This is a genomic window from Streptomyces sp. NPDC107471 (assembly GCF_055582845.1).
This window is the reverse complement of the sequence record NZ_JBVJPC010000003.1, coordinates 213,811-239,730: the sequence shown is the minus strand read 5'-3', so window position 1 is coordinate 239,730 and position 25,920 is coordinate 213,811. Positions and strand designations below refer to the sequence as shown.

General features: G+C 70.6%; 23 protein-coding genes and 1 riboswitch. Of the genes, 1 reads left to right on the top strand and 22 read right to left on the bottom strand.

Translation table 11 applies throughout. From position 1 onward, the window contains the following. Positions 1 to 212 precede the first annotated feature (212 nt). Positions 213 to 1,160 carry a M23 family metallopeptidase gene (locus tag ACZ66S_RS10570; RefSeq protein ID WP_469901113.1) on the bottom strand — a complete coding sequence of 316 codons (948 nt, stop codon included), beginning with the start codon at positions 1,158 to 1,160 and terminating at the stop codon, positions 213 to 215. A 2-nt stretch (positions 1,161 to 1,162) separates the two neighbouring features. Then, a riboswitch (cyclic di-AMP (ydaO/yuaA leader) is annotated at positions 1,163 to 1,323 on the bottom strand. 308 nt (positions 1,324 to 1,631) lie between these two features. Next, a complete protein-coding gene (locus tag ACZ66S_RS10565; RefSeq protein ID WP_469901112.1) occupies positions 1,632 to 3,707 on the bottom strand; it encodes an alpha-galactosidase in 2,076 nt (691 codons plus the stop codon). 207 nt (positions 3,708 to 3,914) lie between these two features. Between ACZ66S_RS10565 and ACZ66S_RS10560 the strand changes: the two genes are divergently transcribed. Further along, the gene (locus ACZ66S_RS10560) at positions 3,915 to 4,712 is read left to right on the top strand and encodes a tyrosine-protein phosphatase (protein ID WP_469901111.1); all 798 of its coding nucleotides are present in this window, start codon (positions 3,915 to 3,917) and stop codon (positions 4,710 to 4,712) included. Between the two features lie 12 nt (positions 4,713 to 4,724). On the opposite strand, the gene ACZ66S_RS10555 is transcribed toward ACZ66S_RS10560, so the two are convergent. The 20 genes from ACZ66S_RS10555 to ACZ66S_RS10460 form a co-directional block, all read right to left on the bottom strand. Beyond that, the gene (locus ACZ66S_RS10555) at positions 4,725 to 4,847 is read right to left on the bottom strand and encodes a DUF6126 family protein (protein WP_469901110.1); all 123 of its coding nucleotides are present in this window, start codon (positions 4,845 to 4,847) and stop codon (positions 4,725 to 4,727) included. Next, positions 4,844 to 5,449, bottom strand: coding sequence for a helix-turn-helix domain-containing protein (locus ACZ66S_RS10550; RefSeq protein WP_469901109.1), 606 nt, complete (start codon positions 5,447 to 5,449; stop codon positions 4,844 to 4,846). The genes ACZ66S_RS10555 and ACZ66S_RS10550 overlap by 4 nt, the downstream gene beginning before the upstream one ends. 72 nt (positions 5,450 to 5,521) lie before the next feature. Beyond that, positions 5,522 to 6,907 carry an aspartate aminotransferase family protein gene (locus ACZ66S_RS10545; RefSeq protein WP_469901108.1) on the bottom strand — a complete coding sequence of 462 codons (1,386 nt, stop codon included), beginning with the start codon at positions 6,905 to 6,907 and terminating at the stop codon, positions 5,522 to 5,524. Next, complete coding sequence (gene dxs, locus ACZ66S_RS10540) at positions 6,904 to 8,805, bottom strand: 1-deoxy-D-xylulose-5-phosphate synthase (RefSeq protein WP_469901107.1); 1,902 nt, start codon at positions 8,803 to 8,805, stop codon at positions 6,904 to 6,906. Before dxs ends, ACZ66S_RS10545 begins: the two co-directional genes overlap by 4 nt. Positions 8,806 to 8,832: 27 nt before the next feature. Beyond that, a complete protein-coding gene (gene ispG / locus ACZ66S_RS10535; RefSeq protein WP_469901106.1) occupies positions 8,833 to 9,990 on the bottom strand; it encodes a flavodoxin-dependent (E)-4-hydroxy-3-methylbut-2-enyl-diphosphate synthase in 1,158 nt (385 codons plus the stop codon). Positions 9,991 to 9,994: 4 nt separating this feature from the next. Then, positions 9,995 to 11,017 (bottom strand): adenosyl-hopene transferase HpnH, encoded by a 1,023-nt coding sequence (gene hpnH, locus ACZ66S_RS10530; RefSeq protein ID WP_469901105.1) that lies wholly within the window; start codon positions 11,015 to 11,017, stop codon positions 9,995 to 9,997. A 5-nt stretch (positions 11,018 to 11,022) separates the two neighbouring features. Beyond that, a complete protein-coding gene (locus tag ACZ66S_RS10525; RefSeq protein ID WP_469901104.1) occupies positions 11,023 to 11,664 on the bottom strand; it encodes a phosphorylase family protein in 642 nt (213 codons plus the stop codon). Beyond that, positions 11,664 to 13,655: a squalene--hopene cyclase gene (shc, locus tag ACZ66S_RS10520; protein WP_469901103.1), complete on the bottom strand. Its 1,992-nt coding sequence runs from the start codon at positions 13,653 to 13,655 to the stop codon at positions 11,664 to 11,666. The genes ACZ66S_RS10525 and shc overlap by 1 nt, the downstream gene beginning before the upstream one ends. A gap of 121 nt (positions 13,656 to 13,776) precedes the next feature. After that, entirely contained in the window at positions 13,777 to 14,841 is a 1,065-nt protein-coding gene (locus ACZ66S_RS10515; protein WP_469901718.1) for a polyprenyl synthetase family protein, read from the bottom strand. Positions 14,842 to 14,912: 71 nt separating this feature from the next. Next, positions 14,913 to 16,307, bottom strand: a complete 1,395-nt coding sequence (hpnE, locus tag ACZ66S_RS10510) for a hydroxysqualene dehydroxylase HpnE (RefSeq protein ID WP_469901102.1) — start codon at positions 16,305 to 16,307, stop codon at positions 14,913 to 14,915. After that, positions 16,304 to 16,453, bottom strand: a complete 150-nt coding sequence (locus tag ACZ66S_RS10505; RefSeq protein ID WP_469901101.1) for a DUF6380 family protein — start codon at positions 16,451 to 16,453, stop codon at positions 16,304 to 16,306. Before ACZ66S_RS10505 ends, hpnE begins: the two co-directional genes overlap by 4 nt. Further along, positions 16,453 to 17,403, bottom strand: a complete 951-nt coding sequence (gene hpnD, locus ACZ66S_RS10500; protein WP_469901100.1) for a presqualene diphosphate synthase HpnD — start codon at positions 17,401 to 17,403, stop codon at positions 16,453 to 16,455. The genes ACZ66S_RS10505 and hpnD overlap by 1 nt, the downstream gene beginning before the upstream one ends. Further along, positions 17,400 to 18,302, bottom strand: a complete 903-nt coding sequence (hpnC, locus tag ACZ66S_RS10495; protein ID WP_469901099.1) for a squalene synthase HpnC — start codon at positions 18,300 to 18,302, stop codon at positions 17,400 to 17,402. The genes hpnD and hpnC overlap by 4 nt, the downstream gene beginning before the upstream one ends. 387 nt (positions 18,303 to 18,689) lie before the next feature. Then, the gene (locus ACZ66S_RS10490; RefSeq protein WP_469901098.1) at positions 18,690 to 19,469 is read right to left on the bottom strand and encodes an ABC transporter ATP-binding protein; all 780 of its coding nucleotides are present in this window, start codon (positions 19,467 to 19,469) and stop codon (positions 18,690 to 18,692) included. Continuing rightward, a complete protein-coding gene (locus ACZ66S_RS10485) occupies positions 19,462 to 20,391 on the bottom strand; it encodes an ABC transporter permease (RefSeq protein WP_469901097.1) in 930 nt (309 codons plus the stop codon). Before ACZ66S_RS10485 ends, ACZ66S_RS10490 begins: the two co-directional genes overlap by 8 nt. 108 nt (positions 20,392 to 20,499) lie before the next feature. Beyond that, the gene (locus tag ACZ66S_RS10480; RefSeq protein ID WP_469901717.1) at positions 20,500 to 21,372 is read right to left on the bottom strand and encodes a glycosyltransferase family 2 protein; all 873 of its coding nucleotides are present in this window, start codon (positions 21,370 to 21,372) and stop codon (positions 20,500 to 20,502) included. 8 nt (positions 21,373 to 21,380) lie between these two features. Next, positions 21,381 to 22,160: a CDP-alcohol phosphatidyltransferase family protein gene (locus ACZ66S_RS10475; protein ID WP_469901096.1), complete on the bottom strand. Its 780-nt coding sequence runs from the start codon at positions 22,158 to 22,160 to the stop codon at positions 21,381 to 21,383. Then, on the bottom strand, positions 22,138 to 23,199 hold the full coding sequence (locus ACZ66S_RS10470; RefSeq protein ID WP_469901095.1) for an iron-containing alcohol dehydrogenase family protein: 1,062 nt from the start codon (positions 23,197 to 23,199) through the stop codon (positions 22,138 to 22,140). Before ACZ66S_RS10470 ends, ACZ66S_RS10475 begins: the two co-directional genes overlap by 23 nt. Further along, on the bottom strand, positions 23,187 to 23,939 hold the full coding sequence (locus ACZ66S_RS10465; protein ID WP_469901094.1) for a phosphocholine cytidylyltransferase family protein: 753 nt from the start codon (positions 23,937 to 23,939) through the stop codon (positions 23,187 to 23,189). The genes ACZ66S_RS10470 and ACZ66S_RS10465 overlap by 13 nt, the downstream gene beginning before the upstream one ends. Further along, on the bottom strand, positions 23,936 to 25,780 hold the full coding sequence (locus ACZ66S_RS10460) for a DUF5941 domain-containing protein (protein WP_469901093.1): 1,845 nt from the start codon (positions 25,778 to 25,780) through the stop codon (positions 23,936 to 23,938). Before ACZ66S_RS10460 ends, ACZ66S_RS10465 begins: the two co-directional genes overlap by 4 nt. Positions 25,781 to 25,920 lie beyond the last annotated feature (140 nt).

The window sequence follows — 25,920 nt, the reverse complement described above, 5'->3', positions numbered from 1 at the left end:
GGACTGGACCCTTAGAAAGCGCTTGCACAGCAGGGGAGTTCACTGTGCCCCGCCCCTCCCCCACCTGTCGACGCCCCGAGTGTGCCCGCCACAGGAACGCAATGAACTGATCATGAAGCTGCGGGCAGGTGCGCCCGCGGCCCCTCCCCCGCGCACACCGAAGGCCGGACCCGGGGATCGGGGTCCGGCCTTCGGTGGCACATGAGGCGTCGTCAGCCGACGGCGACGCCCTTCGAACGGAGGTAGGCGACCGGGTCCACGTCGGAGCCGTAGTCCGGCGTGGTGCGGATCTCGAAGTGCAGGTGCGGGCCGGTCACATTGCCGGTCGCGCCGGAGAGGCCGATCTGCTGGCCCGCGGTCACGGCCTGGCCGGCCGAGACGGAGAGCTGGGACAGGTGGGCGTACTGCGCGTAGTAGCCGTCAGCCAGCTTGATGACGACCTGGTTGCCGTAGGCGCCGCCCCAGCCCGCGGAGACGACGGTGCCCGCGCCCACGGCCTTGAGGGAGGTGCCGGTCGGGACGACGAAGTCGACACCGGTGTGGTAGCCGCTGGACCACATGCTGCCCGAGACGCGGTACCCGGTGCCGATGGTGGCGCCGCTGACCGGAAGCGTGAAGCCGCTGGCGGTGTTCGAGCTCTGCGTGGCGGCCGCCGACTCGGCGGACGACTTCTTCGCCTCCGTCTTCTCGGTCTTCGCCGAAGAAGAGGAAGAGGACGAGGACGACGAAGACGAAGACGACGAGTGGGACTTCGTCGCGCTCGTCTTGGCCTTCTTGCCGATCGAGAGCTTCAGACCCGGGTGGATCAGCGACGGGTCGTCACCGACGGCCTGACGGTTGTCGGCGTACAGCTTCTTCCAGCCACCGCTGACGTGCTGTTCGTCGGCGATCTTCGAGAGATAGTCGCCGACCCGCACCGAATAGGTGCGCACGGTCGCGGTCTTCGCGCTGTCCTTCTTCGCGGCCGTCTTTTCGGCGGACTTCTGCGTGACCGGAAGCGACTGAACGGCCTTTTCCGAAACGGACTGGGAAGGGGCGGCGTGCGCTCCGGTGGCTCCCATGAGCGGGAGGGCGAGCGCGGCGCCCCCGGTTCCGGCGACGGCGATCGAGCGGGCGAAGCGCTGGGACTTCGGACGGCGGTGCTTACCCTTCGCGGGCATGACGAATTCCTCTCCGGCGCCTGCGAGGTGAGCTGTCGGGTGCGAGCTGGAGATGCCCGGCCGCGCCGAAACGCGACTTAACCCCTAGCCTGTTCCGGAGACCGGAACAGGCGGTTGTGCCTGTGGGTCCCCCGCTCCTGCCGTACACGGGTGAGTAGATGTGCGGAATCCGTTCGGCGGCAGGATTGGGCGTCCGACCGGATCGGTGGCGAACGTAAACGAGCAAGACGCAAAGGGACAAGTGAGTGGTTGCCCGTGCGGGCGTTTCTGTTGATCCCTAATGGGAATTACCGGTCACCCTGAGTGCATCGGACACCCTTCACCCACCCGAATCCCCTTGTCGGACCCATGAATTACGTGAACATGACGCGCGACGCACCGTCACGGATATGACGCTGCTCACGTCACGAATTCACAGGAACCCTCATCCTGGGTGGAGTTGGGCGTAAAGCGCCAATTCGGACAGAAGCCCTAGATGCGACGCAGTCGGATAACCGTCGCATCGAGATCTCCGCGCAAACCGGTACGAAGTCCGTGGTGCAGCAGTACGCCCCCTCGGTACACTTCGCCCGTTTCGAGGCATTCATACGTCGCTGTCGGGTCGAGTCCGCGCAGCCGCAGCGCGGCGACGGGCTCGCCGTACTTCTGCGCCTGGAGCCAGGCGAGGACGACGGTCTCGTCCCCGAGGACGTACTGCACCGCGCTCAGTCCGCCCCGCGGCGGCCGCAGCCGGTGCAGCTCGCCGCGCTGCACCACGTGCCGGATCTCCTTGTAGAGGTCCACCCACCGACGGGCTTCGGCCAGCTCCTCCTCGCTCCACTCCGTGAGGTCCCCGCCGACCCCCAGCACCCCGGCCATGGCGCTCACGAACCGGAACCGCAGCGAGCTCACCCGACCGTTGAGCTGGGTGTTCGGGCTGTCGGTGACCCAGGCGGCCATCACCCGCGCGGGATGGATCTGGCTGAAGCCGTACTGAATGGCGAGCCGGTCGAGGGGGTCGGTGTTGTCCGAGGTCCACACCTGGTCGGTGCGGCTGAGCACGCCGAGATCGATCCGGCCGCCGCCCCCGGAGCAGGACTCGAAGGCCACGCCCGGGTGAGCCGCCCGCAGCCGGTCCAGGAGGGCGTAGAAGCCGCGCACATGGTCGACCCACAGGCGCTGCGGGTAGGACTCGCCGGGCCAGCCCGCGTCGGTGAAGCAGCGGTTGAAGTCCCACTTCACGTAGTCGATCGGGGCCGAGGAGAGCAGGGTGTCGAGCTGCTCCCAGAGGTACTGCCGGACGTCCTCGCGCGCGAGGTTCAGCACGAGCTGGTTGCGGAACTCCGTCCGCTTCCGTCCTGTCTGGTACTGCACCCAGTCCGGGTGGGCGCGGTACAGCTCACTGTCCGGGTTGATCATCTCGGGCTCGACCCAGATGCCGAACTGCATGCCGAGCGCGTGCACCTGGTCGGCGAGCGGCTTGAGGCCGGAGGGGAAGCGGTCGGGGTTGGGCGCCCAGTCGCCGAGCCCGGCCCGGTCGCTGGTGCGGGCGCCGAACCAGCCGTCGTCGACCACGAACAGCTCGACACCGATCGCCGCGGCCCGCCGGGCGAGGGCGGCCTGCTGGTCCTCGGAGATGTCGAAGTTCGTGGCTTCCCAGGAGTTGAACAGCACGGGCCGGTCCTGGTCCGCGTCCGGTATGACGTACGCCCGCTGGTAGGCGTGCCAGGCGCGGCTCGCGCCGCCGTGGCCGCCGTCGCTCCAGAGGCCGGCGAAGACGGGCGTGGTGAAGGACTCCCCGGCCGCCAGTTCGAGCAGACCGGAGTCGTCGTACCCGGCACCGCCGGTGATCTGCACGCGCGCGTCGGGCAGTTGCGCCACGGCGATGCGCCAGGAGCCCGACCAGCCGAGCGCGACCCCGTAGACCTCGCCCCGCTCCTCGGTGGCGTCGGTGTCGAGCGCGACCCACGGCAGGTGCTGGTGTCCGGTGTGGCCGCGGCGGCTGCCGACGACCTTCTCGCCGTACGTCAGCGGGGTCCGGGTGAGCAGGGACTCGGCGGCCCAGCGGCCGTGCAGTTGGGACAGCCGCCAGCCGTCCTCACGGTCGGGCAGGGTCCAGGTGGCGGAGTCGGCGCGCAGCAGCTCGACCGGGTCCGGGCCCTGGTTGTCGAGGCTCACCCAGCGCTCCAGGACGTCGTCGCGCATCCGGTAGTGCAGCGTGATGGTCAGTCCGCCGTCGCGGAACCGCAGCCGCAGCTCGTCGCCCTCGGTGTCGTACACGTCGAAGCTCCACTCGGTGCCGCGCCGCTCGTGGGTGCGCACGGACAGGGCGGGGCGGGTGAAGCGGGGGCCGCCCTCGACGGGGTACTCCTCGCGGCCGTCGAGCGGGGACTCGAAGGGCCAGTACCCGGGCAGCGGACTCATGGCGAGGGCCTCGGCGTCGGCCAGGGCGATCCTCGGCCCCCAGTGCAGGTGCAGCAGCTCGTCCTCGGCCGTGAGGTGCAGGGCGTAACTGCTGGCCGGCCCGGACAGAATCCACGTACGGCCGTTCTCGGCGATCTCCAGCATGATGCTTCCTCACAGATCCGAACAGGTGCCCACAGGGGCGCTCAGGCCCCAACATCATCAACGGCCGACGGCCCTGGCTGCAACGGCTGTGGACAAGTCATTACCGGCCCTGTGGACAACTCATTGCCCCAGGAATCCATGTCGTATCGTCGAGGACGTGCCCCGCCGACGAGCCGCGTCGGCGGAGCCCGGCTGGGAGGAGCCCCCGTGACGCAGCAGATCCCGTCGACCGAACCCGAACTGGCAGGTGTCCGGAACTTCCGTGACGTGGGCGGACTGCCGACGGCGGACGGGCGGCGGGTGCGGCACGGAGTGCTGTTCCGCAGCGGTCACCTCGCGCACGCGACCGCGGAGGACGCGGTCTTCCTCGCCTCCCTGGGGCTGCACACGATCTTCGACTTCCGCAACGCGGCGGACCAGAAGCTGGAGGGCCCCGACGTCGAGCTGCCGGGCGTCACCAATGTGAACCTGCCGCTGAGCGACCCGGCGGAGGGCACCTGGTTCTGGAAGATGGTCCGCGACGGCGACATAGAACAGCTCCGTGAGCTGCTCGGCGACGGCAAGGCCGCGGACCGCATGATCAACTCCTACCGCACGATGGTCAAGGAGCGCACCGCCGAGCACGCCCAGGTGCTGCGCTCCCTCGCCGAGGACAGCGTGCCCGCCCTCATGCACTGCGCGGCCGGCAAGGACCGCGCGGGGCTGTCCGTCGCCGTGACCCTGCTCGCCCTGGGAGTGGAACGCGAGGCGATCGTCGCCGACTACCTGGAGTCGAACGCCAAGCACCGCCGCTACAAGGTCCGCCGCACCAGCACCTCCGCCGACGCCTACTCCCCCGAGGTCATGGAGCTGCTCAGCCCCCTGTTCGAGGCCCGCGCCGAGTACCTGACGGCGGCCTTCGACACCATCGAGGAGACGTGGGGCAGCGTCGACATCTACCTGGAGGAGGGTCTCGGCCTCACGCCCGAGATCCGCGAGCGGCTGCGGGAGCGCCTGCTCGACTGAGCCGTACGCCCGCTACTGCCCGGCTCCCACCTCGAAGAGGAAGTAGATGAAGGCCGCGAAGACGTGGCCGATGGCCAGGTAGATGATGAGGCGCACCCACAGGGCGCGGGGGAACTTCTCCTCCATGTCGCTCATGACGTCTCTCCAGGGGTGGGGCCCAGGCACAGCGTGGCCGTGGGACTCTGCAAAAGGGTGTGGACGAACAGGAGCTCGACACCGTCGGGGTCCTGGGCGGCGATGCGGTGCGGGGTCAGCGAGTCGAAGTGCGCGCTGTCGCCGGGACCGAGCCGGTGCGTGGCGTCCCCGAGGCGGAGCCGGAGCCGGCCCCTGAGGACGTACAGCCATTCCTCGCCGGGGTGCACCCGCACGATGTCGCCCTGCGAGCCGTGCGGCACCCGCACCCGCAGGGCCTGCATCCCACGGCCGGCCGCGCCCGCCTGGAAGTAGGTCCAGCCGCCCGCCTCGGTCGGTTCCATGTCGGCGGCGCGGACCACGGCGTCCCGGTCGGCGGCCGTCTCACCGAGGAGTTCCGAGACCGTCGTACCGTAGATACGGGCGAGCGCGAGCAGCATCGGCAGCGAGGGCTGGCGCTGTCCGGTCTCCAGCCGGGACAGATGGGCGGCCGACAGCCCCGCGGCACCGGCCGCGGCCTCCAGGGTGAGGGAGGCGCGGCGGCGCAGTGCGCGCAACTGGGGAGCCACCGAGGGCAGCTCCGTGAAGGCTTCCGGGGAGGTCATACCTCCATTGAGCCGGAGCATTGCCTCTGCGGCAAATTTGTTGCCTCAGAGGCAAAAGCTCGCGGAGGGTGGTTACCGGTTGGCCACCGCCTGCTTCACCAGCGTCTTGCCGAAGTCCCACATCAGCCCGCCACCGCTGTGCGCGTCGTCCATGACGTCCGTGAAGGCGTCGACGAACCGGTCTACCTCCCTCTCCCCGATGACGAGGGGCGGGATCAGCTTGATGACCTCCAGGTGGTCGCCGGAGACCTGGGTGAGGATCCGGTGCCGCTGGAGCAGCGGGACGACGACCATCTGCGCGAACAGACCCTTGCGGGCGGCCTGGAGCATGGTCCAGCGGCTGCGCAGCTTGAGCGACTTCGGCCTGCCGAACTCGATGCCGATCATCAGGCCCCGGCCGCGCACGTCGGCGAGCAGTTCGTACTTGTCGACCAGTTCCGCGAGCCGGGACCGGAGCAGGTCACCGGTGGCGCGGGCGTTCGCGACGATCTGCTCGTTCTCCATGACCGACAGGACCGCGAGCCCGGCCGCCATCGCCTGGGCGTTGGACCCGAAGCTCGCCGAGTGCACCAGCACCCGGTCCATCGACGAGTAGACCTTCTTGAAGATCCAGTCCTTGCCGAGGGTGGCGCCGACCGGGACGTAGCCGCCGGAGAGCGCCTTGGCCACGCACACCAGGTCGGGCTCGACCCCGTCCTCGTGCTGGTAGGCGTAGAAGTCCCCGGTCCGGCCGAGCCCGGTCTGCACCTCGTCGGCGATGAGCAGCGCCTTGTGCTTGCGCAGCAGCTCCTGCGCGGACCGCAGATACCCGGGCGGCGCCTCGTGCACGCCCTTGCCCTGGATGGGTTCGACGACCAGGGCGGCCACGTCGCCCTTGCGCAACTCCGCGGCCAGGGCGTCGAGATCACCGAGGGGGACGGCCGTGTCGGGCAGCAGGGGCGCGAACCCGTCGCGGAAGGCGGACTCGCCGTTGACCGACAGGGAGCCCGTGGTCAGCCCGTGGAAGGCGTGGTCGCAGTACAGGACGCGGGGCTTCCCGGTGGCGTACCGGGCGAACTTCAGCGCGGTCTCCACCGCCTCGGTGCCGCTGTTGCCGAAGAACACCCGGTCCAGGTGCGGGCTGTGCGTGAGCAGTTGCTCCGCCAGCAGCCCGGGCAGCGGCTGGCAGTCGAAGCGGGTGAGGTCGGCGAGAGAGGCGTCGAGGACGTCGTGCAGCGCCTTGCGGACGACGGGGTGGTGGCGCCCCAGGCCCATCACCCCGAACCCGGCGAGCATGTCCAGGTAGTCGTTGCCGTCCTCGTCCCAGAAGTGGGCGCCCTCGCCGCGCTCGTAGACCTTGTCGAAGCCGATGGTGCGCAGCATGCGCGGGAGCTGGTGGTTCAGGTATCTGCCATGCAGCTCGTAGCGCTCGGCCCCGCGCTCGGCCAGGAGTCTGCCGAGGTCGAACTCCGTGGTCATTCCGCTGTCTCCTTGACGTCGACTTGTGCCTTCACGGCCAGGCTCGCACTGATCCGTCCCGCCACCTCGACCGGCGTCAGACCGATGTCGGCGAGCACCTCGCCCCGCTTGGCGTGCGCGAGGAACTGCTCCGGGATGCCGAACCGCCGTACCGGCACGTCGACTTCGGCGTCACCGAGGGCCAGGGCCACCGCGGCCCCCACTCCGGCGGCCCGGCTGTTGTCCTCGACCACGGCCACCAGCCGGTGCTCCGCCGCGAGGCCCGGCAGCGCGGGGTCGACGGGTTTGACCCAACGGGGGTCCACGACCGTGCAGTCGATGCCTCGGGCCTCCAGCAGCTCGGCGGCCTGGAGACAGACCGTGGCCATCACGCCGACGGCGACCAGGAGGACGTCCGGCGCACCCGAGGACCGGTGCAGGACGTCCAGGCCCCCCACCCGGTCGACCGCCGGCACCGACGGACCCACCGACTCCTTCGGGAACCGCACCAGGGTGGGCGCGTCGTCGACGGCGACCGCCTCCCGCAGTTGCGCCCGGAGCTGGTCGGCGTCCCGGGGCGCGGCGATCCTCAGTCCGGGCACGACCTGGAGGATGGACATGTCCCACATGCCGTTGTGGGAGGCCCCGTCCACCCCTGTGACCCCGGCCCGGTCGAGGACGAAGGTGACCCCGCACCGGTGCAGGGCGACGTCCATCAGGAGCTGGTCGAAGGCCCGGTTCAGGAAGGTGGCGTACACCGCGACGACGGGGTGCAGGCCGCCCGTGGCGAGGCCCGCCGCGGAGACCGCCGCGTGCTGCTCGGCGATGCCGACGTCCCACACCCGGTCCGGGAACCGTGCCGCGAACTTGCCCAGCCCCACGGGGTGCAGCATGGCCGCCGTGATCGCCACGACGTCCTCCCGCTCCTCCCCGATCGCGGCGATCTCGTCGCCGAACACCGAGGTCCAGGACGGCCCGTTGGACGGCGCGAGCGGTTCGCAGGTCAGGGGGTCCATCACGCCCACGGTGTGGAAGTGGTCCTCCTCGTGGGCGAGGGCGGGCTCGTAGCCGCGTCCCTTCTCGGTGAGGCAGTGGACCAGCACCGGCCCGTGGAAGCGCTTCGCGCGCCGCAGCGCCGACTCGACGGCCCCGATGTCGTGTCCGTCGATCGGGCCGACGTACTTCAGCCCGAGGTCCTCGAACATGCCCTGCGGAGCGAAGGCGTCCTTGAAGCCCTTCTTCGCGCCGTGCAGGGACTCGTAGATGGTGGTGCCGACCACCGGGGTCTTCAGGAGGACGTCCTTCCCCCAGGCCAGCACCTTCTCGTAGCCGTCGGTCGTGCGCAGGGTGGCCAGGTGGTTGGCGAGGCCGCCGATGGTCGGCGAGTACGAGCGTTCGTTGTCGTTGACGACGATGATCAGCGGCCGGTCCTTGGCGGCCGCGATGTTGTTCAGCGCCTCCCAGGCCATGCCGCCGGTGAGCGCCCCGTCGCCGATGACCGCGACGACGTGCCCCTTCTCCCCCTGCACCTGGCGGGCCTTGGCGAGCCCGTCGGCCCAGCCCAGGGCGGTGGAGGCGTGGCTGTTCTCGACGATGTCGTGCTCGGACTCCTCGCGCGAGGGGTAGCCGGACAAACCGCCCTTGCCGCGCAGCTTGGAGAAGTCCTGACGCCCCGTCAGGATCTTGTGGACATAGCTCTGGTGGCCGGTGTCCCACACGATGCGGTCGACCGGCGACTCGAAGACCCGGTGGAGCGCGACGGTGAGTTCCACCACCCCCAGGTTGGGCCCGAGGTGCCCGCCGGTCCTGGCGACGGCGTGCACCAGGAACTCCCTGATCTCCTCGGCCAGTTCGCCGAGATCCGACTCGGACAGCGCCTTCAGGTCGCGTGGTCCCCGGATGTTCTCCAGAATGGTCACGGTCGGGCCCCCTTCGGTCCGTGCTGTTCAGCTCACGGTGACGGCCGGCTCCCCCGACGCGACGCCGTCCTGCTCCATCTGTGCGGCGATCTTCATCGCCTCCTCGATGAGGGTCTCCACGATCCGCGACTCCGGGACGGTCTTGACGACCTGACCCTTCACGAAGATCTGCCCCTTGCCGTTGCCGGAGGCGACCCCCAGGTCCGCCTCCCGCGCCTCGCCGGGACCGTTGACCACACACCCCATCACCGCGACCCGCAACGGCACTTCCATGCCCTCGAGACCCGCGGTGACCTCGTCGGCCAGCTTGTAGACGTCCACCTGCGCCCGCCCGCAGGACGGGCAGGAGACGATCTCCAGGCGCCGCTGCCTGAGCCCGAGCGACTCCAGGATCTGGATGCCGACCTTGACCTCCTCGGCGGGCGGCGCGGACAGGGAGACCCGGATGGTGTCGCCGATCCCCCTCGACAGCAGCGCCCCGAAGGCCACCGCCGACTTGATCGTCCCCTGGAAGGCGGGCCCGGCCTCCGTGACCCCCAGATGCAGCGGGTAGTCGCACTGCTCGGCGAGCTGCTGGTAGGCGGCCACCATCACCACGGGGTCGTTGTGCTTGACGGAGATCTTGATGTCCCGGAAACCGTGCTCCTCGAACAACGAGGCTTCCCACAGCGCTGATTCGACCAGCGCCTCCGGGGTCGCCCTGCCGTACTTCTGGAGCAGCCGCCGGTCCAGCGACCCGGCGTTGACCCCGATCCGGATCGGCGTGCCGTGGTCCTTCGCGGCCCGCGCGATCTCCTTGACCTTGTCGTCGAACTGCTTGATGTTCCCGGGGTTGACGCGTACGGCCGCGCAGCCGGCCTCGATCGCCGCGAACACGTACTTGGGCTGGAAGTGGATGTCCGCGATCACCGGGATCTGCGACTTGCGCGCGATGGTCGCGAGGGCGTCCGCGTCGTCCTGTGTGGGACAGGCGACGCGGACGATCTGGCAGCCGGACGCGGTCAGTTCCGCGATCTGCTGCAGGGTGGCACCGATGTCCGACGTACGGGTCGTCGTCATCGACTGCACCGACACCGGGGCCCCGCCCCCGACCGCCACCGGCCCGACCATGATCTGCCGCGACACGCGCCGCTCGGCGATCGGCCGGACCGGTACCTCGGGGACGCCCAAGGGAATGGCGGTCATGGCGCTACTCGCGGTTTCCGCTGACGGTCTCGCGCATGGCCCGCAGCGACTCCTTGAGCGAGCCCATGGTGGCGAGGACGGCGGTGGGCTCGTAGCCGCAGTGCGCCATGCAGTTGGCGCACCGCGGGTCCTTGCCGCGGCCGTACTTGTCCCAGTCGGTCTCCTCGATGAGTTCGCGGTAGGTCGGCACGTACCCGTCGCTCATCAGATAGCAGGGGCGCTGCCAGCCGAACAGGGAGTAGTTGGGGATCGCCCAGGCCGTGCACGGGAAGTCGACCTTGCCCTCCAGGAAGTCCAGGAAGAGCGGGGAGTGGTTGAGCCGCCACTTGCGCCGGTTGCCGCCCGCGAAGGCCTTCTTGAACAGCTCGCGGGTCTGCTCCACGCCCAGGAAGTGCTCCTGGTCGGGCGCCTTCTCGTAGGCGTAGGCGGGCGAGATCATCATCTCGTCGACCTTGAGGTCGTCGTTGAGGAAGTTGAGCACCTCGATGATGGTCTGCGGGGTGTCGGTGTTGAAGAAGGTCGAGTTGGTGGTGACCCGGAAGCCGCGCCGCTTGGCCTCCTTGATCGCCGCCACGGCCTCGTCGAACACGCCCTCCTTGGCAACGGACTCGTCGTGCCGCTCGCGCAGCCCGTCGATGTGCACCGCGAAGGCGAAATAGGGCGAGGGCGTGAACTTGTCCATCTTCTTGCGCAGCAGCATGGCGTTGGTGCAGAGGAAGACGTACTTCTTCTTCGCCACCAACTGCCGCACGATCTCGTCGATCTGAGGGTGCATCAGCGGCTCGCCGCCGGCGATGGACACCATCGGCGCACCGGACTCCAGCACCGCTCCGACGGCCTGCGCGACCGGCATGCGCTGCTTCAACACCCCCGCGGGATGCTGGATCTTGCCGCAGCCCTCGCACTTGAGGTTGCACGCGAAGAGGGGCTCGAGCTCCACGATCAACGGGAACTTGTCCCGCTTGCGGAGCTTCTGTTCGGCCAAGTATGTAGCGACCTTGATGGACTGGCGCAGCGGCATGGCCATCTGGCTCACCTCCTGGGGAGCAGCAAGGAACGGTGCCATTCATAGAAAGCGGGAAGGACGGAACGAAGAACGCGGAAAGCTGATATTCCACCGCGTACCGTGCCGATCCGGACGAGTTCATGTTGTGGAGCGTCCACGACCACCCGGACGGCCGCAACGGGGCGCTCGCCCGTGCGCACGGCGCTCAGAAGCGTGGCCGCGGACTCCATGTCGACGGCGATCGCGCCGGTCGCGAGCAGCTCCGACCGCTCGTGACCACGGACGACGTGATCGGAGCCGGTGAGGGGTCCGGTGTGCACGGTGCGTCCCGGCACGGCCCGCACCAGCTCCTTGACGAGCAGGTCGGTCTCCGCGCACGGAACGGTTCCGTCCGGATCCCGGGTCTCCTCGGCGACGACCAGGTCGCCGGGGTGCATCCCGGGGGCGAGTCCCGCACAGAACCCGGTGGCGAGTACGGCGGCCCCGGCGAGGGCGGGATCGGCCAGGCGCCGGGTGACGGACCGTTCCGCCGCCCTGGGGCCCATGCCCGTCCTGAGCAGGGTGACCGGCCCGCCGGCCCCGCCGCGCTCGCCGGTGCGCAGGGCGAGGTGCTCGATGCCGAGCGCGCAGGCGATCAGCAGCGGGGCGGTGGCGGGCTGGGCGCTCATCAGACGGCCTCGGTCCGGGAGAACGGTTCTCCGTGGACGTAGCGGCCGAGGGCGGTGAGCGGGAAGACCTGCCGGTACAGGTGGTAGTTGATGGAGAAGTCCCAGGGGAAGCCGGTGCCGGTGAAGTAGGGCTCGTCCCAGGAGCCGTCCTCGCGCTGGGTGCTCGCAAGCCACTCCACGCCGCGCTCGACGGCCTTGGAGTCCTTCTCCCCCGCGGCCAGCAGCGCCATCAGCGCCCAGGCGGTCTGCGAGGCCGTGGAGACACCGCGGCCGCTCCACTCCTTGACGTACTTGTAGGAGCGCAGGTCCTCGCCCCAGCCGCCGTCGTCGTTCTGCACCTTCTCCAGCCAGGCCACCGCCCGCCGGATCGCGGGGTGCGAGGCGGGCAGCCCGGCGGCCGTCAGCGCGGGCACCACCGAGCCCGTGCCATAGATGTAGTTGACGCCCCAGCGCCCGAACCACGAGCCGTCCGGCTCCTGTTCGGCGAGCAGCCACTCGATGCCGCGCCGGGTGCGCGGGTCGTGGGCGAGCCCCTCGACCGCCAGCATCTCCACCACGTGGGCGGTGACGTCGGCGGACGGCGGGTCGATGACCTCACCGAAGTCGCAGAACGGCAGCCGGTTGGGGAACGGACTGGTGTTGTCGACGTCGAAGGCGCCCCAGGCCCCGTTCTTCGACTGCATCCCGAGGTTCCAGCGCACCCCGCGCCCGATGGCCTTCTCCACCCGCTCGGGGTCGTGGTGCCGGACCCGGCGCAGGGCGAGGACGACCTCGGCGGTGTCGTCGATGTCGGGGTAGTTGTCGTTGTGGAACTCGAACGCCCAGCCGCCCGGCGGGAGTTGGGGCCGCTTGACCGCCCAGTCACCGGGCCGCACGATCTCCTCGCCGAGCATCCAGTCCGCGGCCCTGACGAGCTGCGGGTGGTCGGCGGGCACGCCCGCGTCGACGAGCGCGATGGTGGCGAGGCAGGTGTCCCACACCGGCGACTGACAGGCCTCGATCATCCGGGACCCGTCCTCGCGCCAGATGGCGAACCGGTCCAACGACTCCAGGCCGGCCCGCATGACCGGGTGCTGGAGGTCGTAGCCGAGCAGGTGCAGGGCGATCACGGAGTACACGGCAGGGGGCTGGATGCCGCCCCAGCAGCCGTCGTTCTCCTGCCGCTCGATGATCCAGCGGGCCGCGCTGTTCATGGCGGCTCTGCGCAGTCTGCGCGGGGCCACCTTGCGCAGTTGGTGCAGCGCCTTGTCGAGCCGCTGGAAGGCACCGTCCCAACTGGCCACCGGGGCAAACGGCTTGGCCGGGTTCGGGTCGGCCGGGTCGGCGTGCAGCTCGTCGAGCGGGAAGGGCGCGGGGCGGACCGGGCGCTTCGCGGAGACGATCGTCAGCGGGACGATGGTCTGGCGGGCCCAGCAGCCGAAGTCGTAGATGTTGAGCGGGACCCACTTGGGGAAGTAGATGAGCTCCGGCGGGAGTTCGGGCAGGTCCTCCCACTTCCACCAGCCGAACAGGGCGAGCCAGATCCGGGTGAAGACCCGGGCGGCGGCGATACCGCCCTGGGCGCGGATCCAGGCGGAGGCCTTCGCCATGTGCGGGGCGTCCGGAGCGTCACCGTCCATCCGCAGGGCGACGTACGCCTCGACGGTGGTGGAGAGTTCGCCGGGCCCGCCGTAGAAGCTGGCCCAGGTACCGTCCTCACGCTGCTCGCCGCGGATGAACTTGGCGGCGGCCCTGGTGGTGGACTCGTCCCGGATGCCGAGGAACTGACGGAGCAGCAGGTCCTCGGCGTCCATCGTGACGTTGGTCTCGAGATCGCCCTTCCACCAGCCCTCGGCGTCCTGGCGGGCGAGCAGGTGGTCGGTGGCGCGCCGGACGGCACGCACGGCGGCTTCTTGTGTCCCGGCCGCCTCGGGGATGTCGAGGCGGGTTTCGCTGGCCGCGGCAGCGCGGGGCGGCAGGGCCCCGGTGCTTCCGTCGGTCGTCGCTGTCATGGCTTCCCCTTCGTGCAGTGTGCAATGTGGTGCTCTGCTGTGGGTCCGCCGTCGGCCGGTGCCTTTCCTTTCCTCGCAGCACCGGCCGGCGACTACGCGAGGGCTATTCGACCGATAGTGATCATCTCTTTCGTACGACGACGAAGTCGGCGAGCGCCGTGAACCTGTCCCGCACCGGGTCGGGCATGTCGACGGCGTTCAGCGCTTCGATGGCGATGGTGTGCTGACGTCGGGCCTCCGCGGCCGTCCACTCGCGGCCGCCGGCCTCCTCGATGAGGGCGGCGCGGGCCGCGAACTCCTCCTCGGAGAAGTTCTCGAAGTCGCTGCTCTTGGCGTCGGCGGCGAGGATCTCGCCGAGCCGCTCGGAGGCGGCGCCGCCCGCCGCGAGGGCGGCCACGACGGGCAGGGACTTCTTGCGCTGGCGCAGGTCGCTCCAGGTCTGCTTGCCGGTGGAGACCGGGTCGCCCCAGATGCCGAGGAGGTCGTCGACGGCCTGGAAGGCGAGGCCGAGGTGGTAGCCGTACTTCTCCAGGGTGTCGGCGGTGCGGTCGTCCGCGCCGCCGAGCACGGCGCCGATGGAGCTCGCGCAGGCGAGCAGGGCGCCGGTCTTGTTGCCCTCCATCTCCAGGCACTCCTCGACACTGACGCGGTCGCGGTGCTCGTAGGAGATGTCCTGGGCCTGGCCGTCGATCAGGGCGCGGGTGGCGGTGGTCAGCCGGCGGGTGGCACGGCCGGCCTCGACGGTGCCGAGCTCCAGCAGGACCTCGTTGGCCAGGGCGAACAGGGCGTCGCCGACCAGGATGGCCTGGGCGGGGCCGTGCACCTTCCACACGGTGTCGCGGTGGCGGCGCTGCTCGTCGCCGTCCATCAGGTCGTCGTGCAGCAGCGAGAAGTTGTGGACCAGCTCGACGGCGACCGCGCCGGGGATGCCGGTCTCGGGCGCGGCGCCGGTGACCTCGGCGGAGAGGACGGCGAGGGCGGGTCGCACGGCCTTGCCGCCGTCCCCGTCCGCCGGGTTGCCCTGGGCGTCGATCCAACCGAAGTGGTAGGCGGAAACGGTGTCCATCGGGGACGCGAGACGGTCCACGGCCGCCTTCAGCACCGGAGTGGCCAGGGTCCGGCCGCGCTCCAGGAGCGCGGTCACGTCCACCGCGGACCTCGCAGCGGCCGTCTCGGCCGGGGGCACAGTGGGCACAGTCTCTCCTCTTGTTGCGGTACCGGAGGTGCTGGGGCCGGATACGCCGTGCTGGTCGAGCATCACGCGGCCTCCTCGAACTCGAAGAGACGGGCGGGGCGGGGCCGGCCCAGGGCGGCGAGGGCGGCGTCCGCCGCGCTCACACCACTGCGGACCGCACTCTCCATGGTCGCGGGCCACCCTGTGGCGGTCCACGCGCCGGCCAGATAGAGGCCGGGGGCTTTCGTACGGGCGCCGGGCCGCAGCCGTCCGACGCCGGGGGCCGGGGCGAACGTCGCGGTGCGCTCCCGGGTCACGAAGAAGTCCTGCACCTCGGCGCCGCGGGCGAGCGGCAGCAGCCGCTCCAGCTCGGGCAGGTAGCGCCGGCGCAGTTCGGCCACCGGCTCGTCGATCTCGTCCTGCGCGGCCGACTGGGACAGGGCCAGGTACTGGCCCGTGCGGAGCCCGGAGGCGGCGGTGCGGTCGAAGACCCACTGCACCGGGGTGCCGAGGGCCGCGAAGAACGGCTTGTCGAGCACCTTGCGGTCGTAGACCACGTGGACGTTGAGGATCGGCGCGGTGCCGATCTCCCGCAATTTTTCCGGGGCGTCCAGCGCGCCCTCCGGCAGCAGGTCACACGCCTCGTCCTGGGCCACGGCGAGCACGACGGCGTCGGCCCGGAGCGTCTCCCCGGGAACCTCGACGCGCCAAGTGCCGTTGTCGTCAGTGAAGATGGAGGTGACGCGTGTACGGACCTCGGTACGCACGCCCGCGGAGTCGAGCGCCTTGCGGGCCAGCCGGTCGTGCAGTTCACCCAGCGGGACGTGCGCCCAGCCGATGTCGGCGGCTCCCGGGGCGGACAGCAGACCGGTCTTGAACACCATCGCGGCGAGCCCCAGCGAGGCGTCGCCCGCGACCGCGTTGAGGGTGGCAACCCCGACCAGGTCCCACAGGGCCTCCACGGCACGCGCGGACTGACCGTGCGCGGTCAGCCAGGTGCCGAAGTCCTGTGCGTCCAGGCTCGGATCGGCGAGGTCGAGGCCCTTGAGCGCGAGCGCGGCACGTCCCACCGCGGCCCGCTCGGCGAGCGAGAGGTGCGGATAGGTCGCGAGGCTGCGTCCCAGGTGCAGGGGAACCGGCAGCGCGTCGCGCCGCAGCCTGCCGAGCCGTCGGCCCTCGGGCCGGGCCACGTCGAGCACGGGCACGTCGAGACGATCCTGCAGCGGCGCCAGCGCCGTCCCCTCGATGCGGTCGAGGAACCAGCGGTAGGCGGTGCAGCAGCGCAGGTAGACGTGCTGTCCGTTGTCGACGGTCAGTTCGCCGCGCTGGAAGGAGAAGGCGAGCCCGCCCAGCCGCGGCCTGCCTTCGAGCAGGGTGACGCGGACCCCGGCGTCGGCGAGCGCCAGCGCGGCGGTGATGCCGGCGAGCCCGCCGCCGATCACGACGGCGTCCCGTCCGGACCGCTGTCCGTCGGTCATCGCACACCCTCCCCTGCCCGGACGCCGTGGTGCTTGAACGGTGCACGGCCGGCCGTCGCAGTCAGGGACGCCGTCCTTGAGCGGAGGGTTGCGTGCCGTTTTTCTCCGGCGGCATCACTTTGGACCGGATTGTCCACGTCGTCCATCAGGCACGCCTCCTGACGGCCCGCCGCGTCACGTGCCGGGTGTCGAGGCCGGACAGACCGCGGACGGCGACGTACGCCTTCTCCCGGCCTGGCAGTGAGACGCGGCCGCGGAGCACCGCCTCCGGGTCGCGCTCGATGCGGTCGAGCAGTCGGCGGTAGATGCCGGCCATGGCGGCGACGCAGGCACCGCTGCGCCGGTCGAGCATGGGGAGCAGCCGGTAGCCCTCGGCGAAAAGGGCGCGGGCCCGTCGCACTTCGAAGTGCACGAGGCCCGCGAAGTCGGCGCCCTCCGGTGGTTTCGGCCCCGTGAAGCCGGCCGAGCAGCCGAACTTGGCGAGGTCGTCGGCGGGCAGGTAGACCCGCCCGCCCTCGGCGTCCTCACGGATGTCCCTGAGGATGTTGGTGAGCTGGAGCGCGAGACCGAGCGTGTCGGCATACTCCGGCGCGCGTTCGGCGGCGCGCGCCCCCGGCTCGGTGCCGAACACGCCGAGCGAGAGCCGCCCGATGGCGCCCGCCACACAGCGGCAGTAGACCTTCAGGTCGTCCCAGGTCTCGTAGGTCTCGCCGCGTACGTCCATCAGGACGCCGTCGATCAGCTCGTCCAGGCCGCCCAGCGGGATCGGGAAGGTCTCGGCGGCGTGGGCGAGGGCGACGGCCACCGGATCGGTGTCGTCCTCGTCGACCGAGCCCTCCCGCACCCGGGCCAGCATCGCCCGGGTGTCCTCGAGTCTCGCGGCCTTGACGTCCGCCGCCAGCGCGCCGTCGCCGATGTCGTCGACGCGTCGTGAGAACGCGTAGAGCGCCGACATCGCACGCCGCTTGGACGTGGGCAGCAGCCTGATGCCGTAGGCGAAGTTGCGCGCCTGCTGTCCGGTCACGGCCTCGCAGTAGCTGTAGGCGGCGAGTACCGGTGCGGACGCGTGCGGTGGTGACTCCACGGTCCGGATCACCCCTCTCCTCGCAGAGCGACGCCCACCTCGCGCAGCAACTGGAGCTTGCCGGGCTTGGGCGGGCCGGGAAGTACGTCGTGTTCGGCGGCGGAGATCGCGCGGAGCGCCGCCCTTCCCCCCGCCACGAACCCCGCGAGCAGCAGCTTCAGCCTGCCGTGGACGCTACCCACCAGGGGGGCGCCTTCATTCAGGAGTTCGCGGGCGCGTTGCGCCTCGTATGCAACCAGAGCGCGCACCGATGCGCCCGCGGTTTTCGCAGCGAGGTCCGCCTCCTGGACGTGAAAGCGCTTCATGTCCGCGGCGGGCAGATAGATCCGGTCGCGGCCGAGGTCCTCGGCGACGTCCTGGAGGTGTTCGACGACCTGGAGGGCCGTGCAGATCGCGTCCGAGAGACGGATCCGTTCGGGGGTCGAGGTGCCGGTGACGGCGAGCACCAGACGGCCGACGGGGTTGGCGGACAGCTCGCAGTAGGCGAGCAGGTCGTCGTAGGTCTCGTAACGGGTGACGAGCTGGTCCTGGCGGTTGGCGGCGATCAGTCCGAGGAAGGGCTCGGGGGTGAGGGAGCGGCGGCGGACCGTGGGCCGCAGGCGGCGCAGCAGCGGATGGCGGGGCTCCCCGGAGAAGACGCGGTGCAGGTCGGCCTCGAAGGCGTCCAGCAGGACCAGCCGGTCCTCGGCCTCCTCGGGCGGGACGCCGAGCAGCCGGGCGTCGGCGCCGCCGGGGGCCAGGTCGCCGTCGCCGATGTCGTCGACGAGGCGCGCGAAGCCGTAGACCGCCATCAGGTCGGTGCGCCAGTCCTTGGGCAGGAAGAAGGGAGCCACGGGGAAGTTCTCCGCCGCGGCCTTGTCGAGCGTTCCGCGCTCCGTCGCTCCGGGGCGCGTCGTGCCGGTCTCCGTCATCGCTGCCTGCCTGGGGCGGGGACGGCACGTGCTGCGTTGAGCTGGGGAGTTTCCGTAGCCATCGCCGTCACATCTCCCGTTCTACACCGCCGACCCAATACACACTATTTCGGACACGCCGCCCGGCCGTCCGCGCGGCGCCCCAGTGATCGGGTGTCGCGCATTATCGCCCTACTTGCCGTGATTGGGCACCGGTACAGCTTACGTTGTACAACGCGGCAAGGATCGTCGGGGTGTCCTGCACATCACAACAACACACCGATTGGCCCCAAGATTCCTAAGGGGCGCCGAAGTTGACGCTTCCTTTGCAGACGTGTGGCCCCGCCGGAACAGTTCCGGCGGGGCCCGGTGGAGCAAAGCGGTGTCTTTCGTCCGGATCGGGGTGGACTACTTGCCCGTGAACTTCTCGTACTCCTTGATGACCTCGTCGGTCGGGCCGTCCATGCGCAGCTCGCCGCGCTCCAGCCACAGGACGCGGTTGCAGGTGTCACGGATCGACTTGTTGTTGTGGCTGACCAGGAACACCGTGCCGGCCTCCTTGCGCAGCTCCCGGATGCGTTCCTCGGAGCGCTTCTGGAACTTGCGGTCGCCGGTGGCCAGGGCCTCGTCGATCATGAGGACGTCGTGGTCCTTGGCGGCCGCGATGGAGAAGCGCAGTCGCGCCGCCATGCCGGAGGAGTAGGTGCGCATCGGAAGGGTGATGAAGTCGCCCTTCTCGTTGATCCCGGAGAAGTCGACGATCTCCTGGTAGCGCTCCTTGATCTGCTCCCGGGACATGCCCATGGCGAGGCCGCCCAGGATGACGTTGCGCTCGCCGGTCAGGTCGTTCATCAGGGCCGCGTTGACGCCGAGCAGCGAGGGCTGGCCATGGGTGTAGACACGCCCCTTCTCGGCGGGCAGCAGACCGGCGATGGCGCGCAGGAGGGTCGACTTGCCGGAGCCGTTGGAGCCGATCAGGCCGATCGCCTCCCCCTTGTAGGCGACGAAGGAGACGCCCTTGACGGCATGCACCTTGCGCACGCCCCGCTCCTCCCCGCGCTTGAGGATGCGGCTCAGGGCTGCGGTGGCGCTGCCCTTGCCGGTCTTGGCGCCGTTGACGCGGTAGACGATGTGCAGCTCGTCCGCGATGACGGTGGGGGTCTGCGCGTCCCTGATGTCCTCAGCCACGGCCGTACCTTTCCTCCGCCTTCCAGAAGTACACGAAGCCGCCGAGCGCGAAGAGCGCGGCCCAGCCGCCCGCTGCCGCCCAGACGTGGTCGGGCAGGTTCTCGGCGCCGTACTCGTCGATCAGGGCGAAGCGCATCAGGTCCATGTAGATGGCCGCCGGGTTCCACTGGAGCACCGTGGCGAGCCACTGCGGCTTGTCGGCCAGCATGATCGGGATGGAGAACATCACGCCGGACGCGTACATCCACGTGCGCATCACGAACGGCATGAGCTGCGCCAGGTCGGGTGTCTTGGCACCCGCGCGGGCCATGATCAGCGCCAGGCCGGTGTTGAAGAGGAACTGCAGGACCAGCACCGGGACGATCAGCGCCCAGGACAGGTCCGGGTAGTGGCCGAAGCCGACCGCCACGGCGAACAGCACCACCATCGAGAACAGCAGTTGCTGGAGCTGCTGGAGCGCGAAGGAGATCGGCAGGGAGGCCCGCGGGAAGTGCAGCGCGCGGACCAGGCCGAGGTTGCCGGAGATGGCGCGCACGCCCGCCATGACGGAGCTCTGCGTGAAGGTGAACACGAAGACGCCCGTGACCAGGAACGGGATGTACACGTCCTTCGACATGCCCCGGCTGGCGTTCAGGATGACGCCGAAGATGAAGAAGTACACGCCCGCGTTGAGCAGCGGCGTCGCCACCTGCCAGAGCTGGCCGAGCTTGGCCTGGCTGTACTGGGCGGTCAGCTTCGCCCGCGAGAACGCGAGGATGAAGTGGCGCCGGTCCCAGAGCTGGCGGACGTAGTCGACGAGCGAGGGCCGGGCACCGCTCACGGACAGGCCGTACCGGTCGGCGAGCTGTGCCGCCGTGAGGCCCTCGTCGGGCGACACGGGCGCGCTCAGCGCGACCGTGCCGTCGTGCGTTGTCTCACTCACTGGTGGATAGCTTTCCTCTTCGGGATGCTTCGGGATGCGCGGCCCCTGGGCGGGCAGGGCAGGAGCGGGGGCCGCGGTGCGGCCCGGCCGCTGTCAGGAACGAGCTTGTCAGATGACCGGGGGCCGGCCCAGTCGGGTCAGGCGCCAGACGGTACGCCACTTCATGGGCCTGCGCGGTCCGCACGGCGAGCTCCAGCCTTCCCGGAAACCGCCGAACCACGCCTTCAGGGCGGGCCGTGAGGGGCGGCGGGCGAGGGTGAGCAGCATCCAGACGCCGAGGTAGACCGGCACGAGCAGCGCGGGCAGGTTGCGGCGGGCGAGCCAGACGCGGTTGCGGGCGACCATGCGGTGGTAGACCGCGTGCCGCGAGGGTGCGGTCGTCGGGTGGTACAGCACCATGTCGGACCGGTAGTCGATCATCCAGCCCGCGTCGAGGGCCCGCCATGCCAGGTCGGTTTCCTCGTGGGCGTAGAAGAATTCGTCCGGGAGGCCGCCGACTTCGGCGAAGACCCGGGTGCGTACGGCGTTGGCGCCGCCGAGGAAGGTGGTGACCCGGGAGGAGCGCATCGGGTCGGAGGCGCGCAGCCGGGGGACGTGCCGGCGCTGGGTGACCCCGGTGTCGGGGTCGGCGATGCGGAAGCTGACGATGCCGAGCTTCGGGTCGGCGGTGAAGGCCTGCCGGCACAGTTCGGCGGTGTCGTGGTTCGGGAGGAGACCGTCGTCGTCGAGGAAGAGCAATATGTCGACGTCCCGACCGCTGGGGCCGAAGGCCTCGATGCCGACGTTGCGGCCACCGGGGATGCCGAGGTTCTCGGGCAGCTCGATGGTGCGCACGCCCTCGGGGACGTCCGGGACGGGCGAGCCGTTGCCGACGACGACCACCTCGACCGGGTCGCCGTCCTGCTTGGCGACCGAGTCGAGCAGGGCACGCAGTTCCTCGGGGCGGTTGCCCATGGTGATGATGACCGCGCCGACCTTCATGCCGGTGCTCACTTCAGCCTGCTGGAGGCGAGGATCGACACGAGGTGCAGCAGGGTCTGCAGGAGGGCGATCCCGGCCATCACCGCGACACCCAGCCGCGAGAAGAACAGGTCGTCACGCATCTGGTCCGCGACGGCGAGGACCAGGATGACCAGGGACGCCTCGATGCCGAGGATCAGCCGGTGGAACTTGAGCAGGGAGGCGGCCTTGCGGGCCAGCGCCATGCCGGAGGAGCGCATCTCGGCGGCCGACTCCTGCACGGGCGGCTTGCCGGCCTGGTGCCGGGCGACGCCCACGAGGTCGGTCTCCGCCTTGATGAGGATCGCGCCGAGCGCGGCGAGCGTGCCGAGGAAGGCCCACAGCCAGTCGATGCGGCCGCTGCCGAACAGGTCGGCGGCGCGCAGTCCGAAGCCGGTCAGGACGGCCGCGTCGGTCAGGTAGGCGCCGACGCGGTCCAGGTAGACGCCGTTCAGCGAGTACTGCTTCTTCCAGCGCGCGATCTCGCCGTCGACGCAGTCCAGCAGCAGGTACATCTGGACGCACACCACGCCGAGCACGGCGCCCGGGATCCCCGGCACGAGCAGTGCCGGGGCCGCGAGGACACCGAAGACGGTCATCAGGTACGTGAGCTGGTTGGGCGTGACCCTGGTGTTCACCAGGTAGCGGTCCACCCGCAGGGACACCTCACGCATGTAGAGGCGTCCCATCCAGTGCTCACCGCTGCGCCGGTCCTTGACCCCAGCGGGGTGGACGACCGGACGGAGTTCAGCTACCGATGGCCTTGACATAGTCGGCGTAGATGTCCTTGATCTGGTCGGTCTTGAGGTCGAGGTGTTCGAGGATGGTGTAGCGGCCGGGACGGGTCTGCGGAGCGAACTCCACGGCGCGCACGAACTCCGCGGGCGTGAAGCCGATCTCCTCCGGCAGCACCGGAAGTCCGTGCCGGCGCAGCACCGCGGCCATGTAGGCCGCTTCCTCGTGGGCTCCGCGCAGGTACATCGCGAAGGCCGCGCCCAGGCCGCACTGCTCGCCGTGGGCGGCGGCGCGCTTGGGGTAGAGCAGGTCGAACGCGTGGTTGATCTCGTGGCACGAGCCGGACGCGGGCCGTGAGTCGCCCGAGATCGACATCGCCACGCCGGTGAGGACCAGGGCCTCGGCGAGCACCTGGAGGAAGTCGTTGTCGCCGACCCCGCCCGGGTGCCGGAGCACGGCCTCGCCGGCCTGGCGGGCCATGGCGGCGGCGAGTCCGTCGATCTTCTCGCCCTTGACGCGGTTCGCCAGCTCCCAGTCGGCGATCGCGTTGATGTTGGAGACCGCGTCACCGATGCCCGCGCGCACGAAGCGCACCGGGGCCTCGCGGATGACGTCGAGGTCGATGACGGCCGCTATCGGGTTGGGCACGCCGTAGGAGCCGCGGCCCGCGTCGTTGTCGAGGGTCGCGACGGGCGAGCACAGGCCGTCGTGCGCGAGGTTGGTCGGTACGGCGACCAGGGGGAGGCCGACGCGTGCCGCGGCGAACTTGGCGCAGTCGATGATCTTGCCGCCGCCGAGTCCGACGACGGCGTCGTAGTGCCCGGCCTTCATGTCGCCGGCGAGCCGGATCGCGTCGTCGAGGGTGCCGCCGCCGACCTCGTACCAGGTGGCCCCGGGCAGCGAGGGCTCAAGGCGTTCGCGCAGTCGTGCGCCCGAGCCGCCGCTGACCGCGACGGCCAGCTTGCCCGAGTGCGAGATCCGCTCGTCGGCGAGCACGCACGCCAGGTCCTCGAGGGCACCCGGGCGGATGTCCACGACGACCGGCGAGGGGATCAGCCTGGTCAGTACCGGCACGCGATCTCCCGTCCACGGGCGAGGTCGTCGTGGTTGTCGATCTCCACCCACGGGACGTCGCCGATCGGCGCGACGTCGATGCGGAAGCCGCGGTTCACGAGCTCCTGGTAGCCGTGCTCGTAGAACTGCTGCGGGTCGGTCTCCCAGACCGTCTTCAGCGCGTCGGCCAGTTCGGGGGCGGCGTCGCCCTCGATGAGGGTGACGCCGATGTACTCGCCGGTGGCCTCGGCCGGGTCCATCAGCTTGGTGATCCTCGTCATGCCGCGCTCGGCGTCGACGACGACCTTCATCTCCTCGTCGGCGAGGTTCTTCACCGTGTCCAGGGCGAGGATGATCCGCCTGCCCTCGCCGCGGGCGGCGAGCAGCGTCTTCTCGACGGAGACCGGGTGCACGGTGTCGCCGTTGGCGAGGATCACACCGTCCTTGAGGGCGTCACGGCCGCACCACAGGGAGTAGGCGTTGTTCCACTCCTCGGCCTTGTCGTTGTCGATGAGGGTGAGCTTGAGGCCGTACTTCGCCTCCAGGGCCGCCCTGCGCTCGTACACGGCCTCCTTGCGGTAGCCGACGATGACCGCGACCTCGGTCAGGCCGATCTCCGCGAAGTTGGCGAGGGTGAGGTCGAGAACCGTCGGCTCGCCCTCTATGCCCGCGGGGCCCACCGGCACCAGAGCCTTGGGGAGGCTGTCGGTGTAGGGGCGCAGTCGGCGTCCGGCGCCGGCCGCCAGCACGAGGCCGATCATGCGGGTTCTCCTTCGTCGTGTACGGCGGGCGCCCCTGCGGACACCCAGAAGCGGATGCTCTCGACGAGCACCAGCAGGGCCACGGCCACGGCCAGGACCGTGAGCGCGACGGTGAACTGCGCGGCGGTGAGCAGTGCGGCCAGGACGGTGACGAGCAGTGTCCGCCCTTCGTGCCCCCCGACGGCGCGCACCAGCCAGGCCGGGGGCGCTCCGGCGTTGCCGCGGATGCGGTACACCGTGTCGTAGTGATGGTAGGCGACGGCCGCCACCAGGCCGAAAGCCGCCGGAAGCGCTCCGTTCACGTCCGCTTCGGCCGCGAGCAGCAGGACGGTGCCGTACTCCGCGGCGCGGAAGAAGGGCGGGACGAGCCAGTCGAGGGCGCCCTTGAGGGGGCGGGCGACGGCCAGGGCCGAGGTGAGGGCGTAGATCACGGCGCCGACCACGGGCAGCGGGCCGCCGTAGCCGGACTGCCAGGCGAGGCCGACGAGGACGAGCCCGCCGAGCAGGGCCAGTACGGGGGCGGCGAAGCCGGGCAGGCGGCGGGCGGGCGCCTTGAGGACACCGGCGACGCCCTGTGCGAGCGGGCCGGAGTCGGCGAGGTCCGCCAGCGCCTGCGCGGCCCGGTCGGTACGCCGTGCCCTGCGCGTCAGCGAGCGCAGCACCCGCCCCGCCGTGGTGTACGTCGCGGCGAAGGCGCATCCGATGAGCAGGGCGTAGAAGGTGATCCGCGGAGTCGTCAGCGCGGTCAGTACCGCGATCATCGCCCAGCGCTCGCCGATGGGCAGGACGATCATCCGCCGCACCCACACCGTCCAGCCGACGCTGTCGAGCTTGTCCGAGAGGGCCGCCGTGGGGCTGGTGTTGGCGGTGGCGTCGTGGTTCGCCTCGTTGAAGGAGAAGTCGACGACGTGCCGGCAGGTCTGGAGGACCATCGCGCCGAGCGCGAGGGCCCATACGTCGTCGCCGCCCCGCGCGGCGCCCAGCGCGAGGCCCGCGTAGTAGGCGTACTCCTTGGCCCGGTCGAAGGTGGCGTCGAGCCAGGCGCCGAGGGTGGAGTACTGCAGGGAGTAGCGGGCGAGCTGGCCGTCGGTGCAGTCCAGGACGAAGGACGCGATGAGCAGGACGCCCGCGGCGACGAAGCCGCCCCGGGTGCCGGTGGCCGCGCAGGCCGCCGCGACGAGCGCGGTGATCAGGGACGCGGTGGTGACCTGGTTCGGGGTCAGACCGCGACGGGCGCACCAACGGGCGATGTAGCGGGAGTAGGGGCTGATGAAGTGCGTGGTGAAGAAGCCGTCGCGGGACTTCACGGCGGACTTCAGGCGTACGGCCTCGTCGTCGACGTCCGCGACGGCCTGCCGTGCCTCGTTGCGGGCCTGGGGGTCGGCGGGGACGGCGGCGACCAGGCTGCCGAGCTCGGGGCAGTGCACGTCGGCGCCGTCGTCGGCGAGCGCGGTGACGATGCGGTCGGGGAGGCTGTCTACGTCCCCCACGCTCACCTTCGTTCGCGTGGCGGCACCCTCCTCGGCCGTGCCGCCGCCCGCGGAGTTCTCGCGGGCCAGCGCCCGGGTGAGGGTCACGCGGCCGTCGGGCTGCGCGGTGACGGCCCCGGGCACGGCGGCGAGGGAGAAGCGGGGGTCGGTGAGGCCCAGGCGCAGCGCGTGCACGTGGCCGACGAACCGGGCGTCGACGAGGGCGACGCGCTGGTCGCAGGGCGCCTCGGCGACCAGCCGCTCGGCGTCGGCGGCGTCCGCGGCGACCTGCACCTCGAAGCCGAGGGACCGCAGATCACCCTCGATCGACGATCCGGGGACCGGCTGACCGGTGAGGATGGCGGTCGACAACCGAACTCACTCCCTGGGTGCCGACGCGCGGGCGCCGGTCATGTGCACGATGGGGGCGCCCCTTGGCCGGGCCAGGCGGGCGGCATGTCGGCAGAGGCTATCGGATGCCAAGAAGGCTGCGTTCACCGCCCGTTAACGGG

Bases quoted from the DNA above. Each gene is read 5' to 3' on its own strand.
- ACZ66S_RS10570 (WP_469901113.1), bottom strand. From the start codon at position 1,160: ATGCCCGCGAAGGGTAAGCACCGCCGTCCGAAGTCCCAGCGCTTCGCC.
- ACZ66S_RS10565 (WP_469901112.1), bottom strand. From the start codon at position 3,707: ATGCTGGAGATCGCCGAGAACGGCCGTACGTGGATTCTGTCCGGGCCG.
- ACZ66S_RS10555 (WP_469901110.1), bottom strand. From the start codon at position 4,847: ATGAGCGACATGGAGGAGAAGTTCCCCCGCGCCCTGTGGGTGCGCCTC.
- ACZ66S_RS10550 (WP_469901109.1), bottom strand. From the start codon at position 5,449: ATGACCTCCCCGGAAGCCTTCACGGAGCTGCCCTCGGTGGCTCCCCAG.
- ACZ66S_RS10545 (WP_469901108.1), bottom strand. From the start codon at position 6,907: ATGACCACGGAGTTCGACCTCGGCAGACTCCTGGCCGAGCGCGGGGCC.
- ispG (WP_469901106.1), bottom strand. From the start codon at position 9,990: ATGACCGCCATTCCCTTGGGCGTCCCCGAGGTACCGGTCCGGCCGATC.
- hpnH (WP_469901105.1), bottom strand. From the start codon at position 11,017: ATGGCCATGCCGCTGCGCCAGTCCATCAAGGTCGCTACATACTTGGCC.
- ACZ66S_RS10525 (WP_469901104.1), bottom strand. From the start codon at position 11,664: ATGAGCGCCCAGCCCGCCACCGCCCCGCTGCTGATCGCCTGCGCGCTC.
- shc (WP_469901103.1), bottom strand. From the start codon at position 13,655: ATGACAGCGACGACCGACGGAAGCACCGGGGCCCTGCCGCCCCGCGCT.
- hpnE (WP_469901102.1), bottom strand. From the start codon at position 16,307: ATGACCGACGGACAGCGGTCCGGACGGGACGCCGTCGTGATCGGCGGC.
- ACZ66S_RS10505 (WP_469901101.1), bottom strand. From the start codon at position 16,453: ATGGACGACGTGGACAATCCGGTCCAAAGTGATGCCGCCGGAGAAAAA.
- hpnC (WP_469901099.1), bottom strand. From the start codon at position 18,302: ATGACGGAGACCGGCACGACGCGCCCCGGAGCGACGGAGCGCGGAACG.
- ACZ66S_RS10480 (WP_469901717.1), bottom strand. From the start codon at position 21,372: ATGAAGGTCGGCGCGGTCATCATCACCATGGGCAACCGCCCCGAGGAA.
- ACZ66S_RS10475 (WP_469901096.1), bottom strand. From the start codon at position 22,160: ATGTCAAGGCCATCGGTAGCTGAACTCCGTCCGGTCGTCCACCCCGCT.
- ACZ66S_RS10465 (WP_469901094.1), bottom strand. From the start codon at position 23,939: ATGATCGGCCTCGTGCTGGCGGCCGGCGCCGGACGCCGACTGCGCCCC.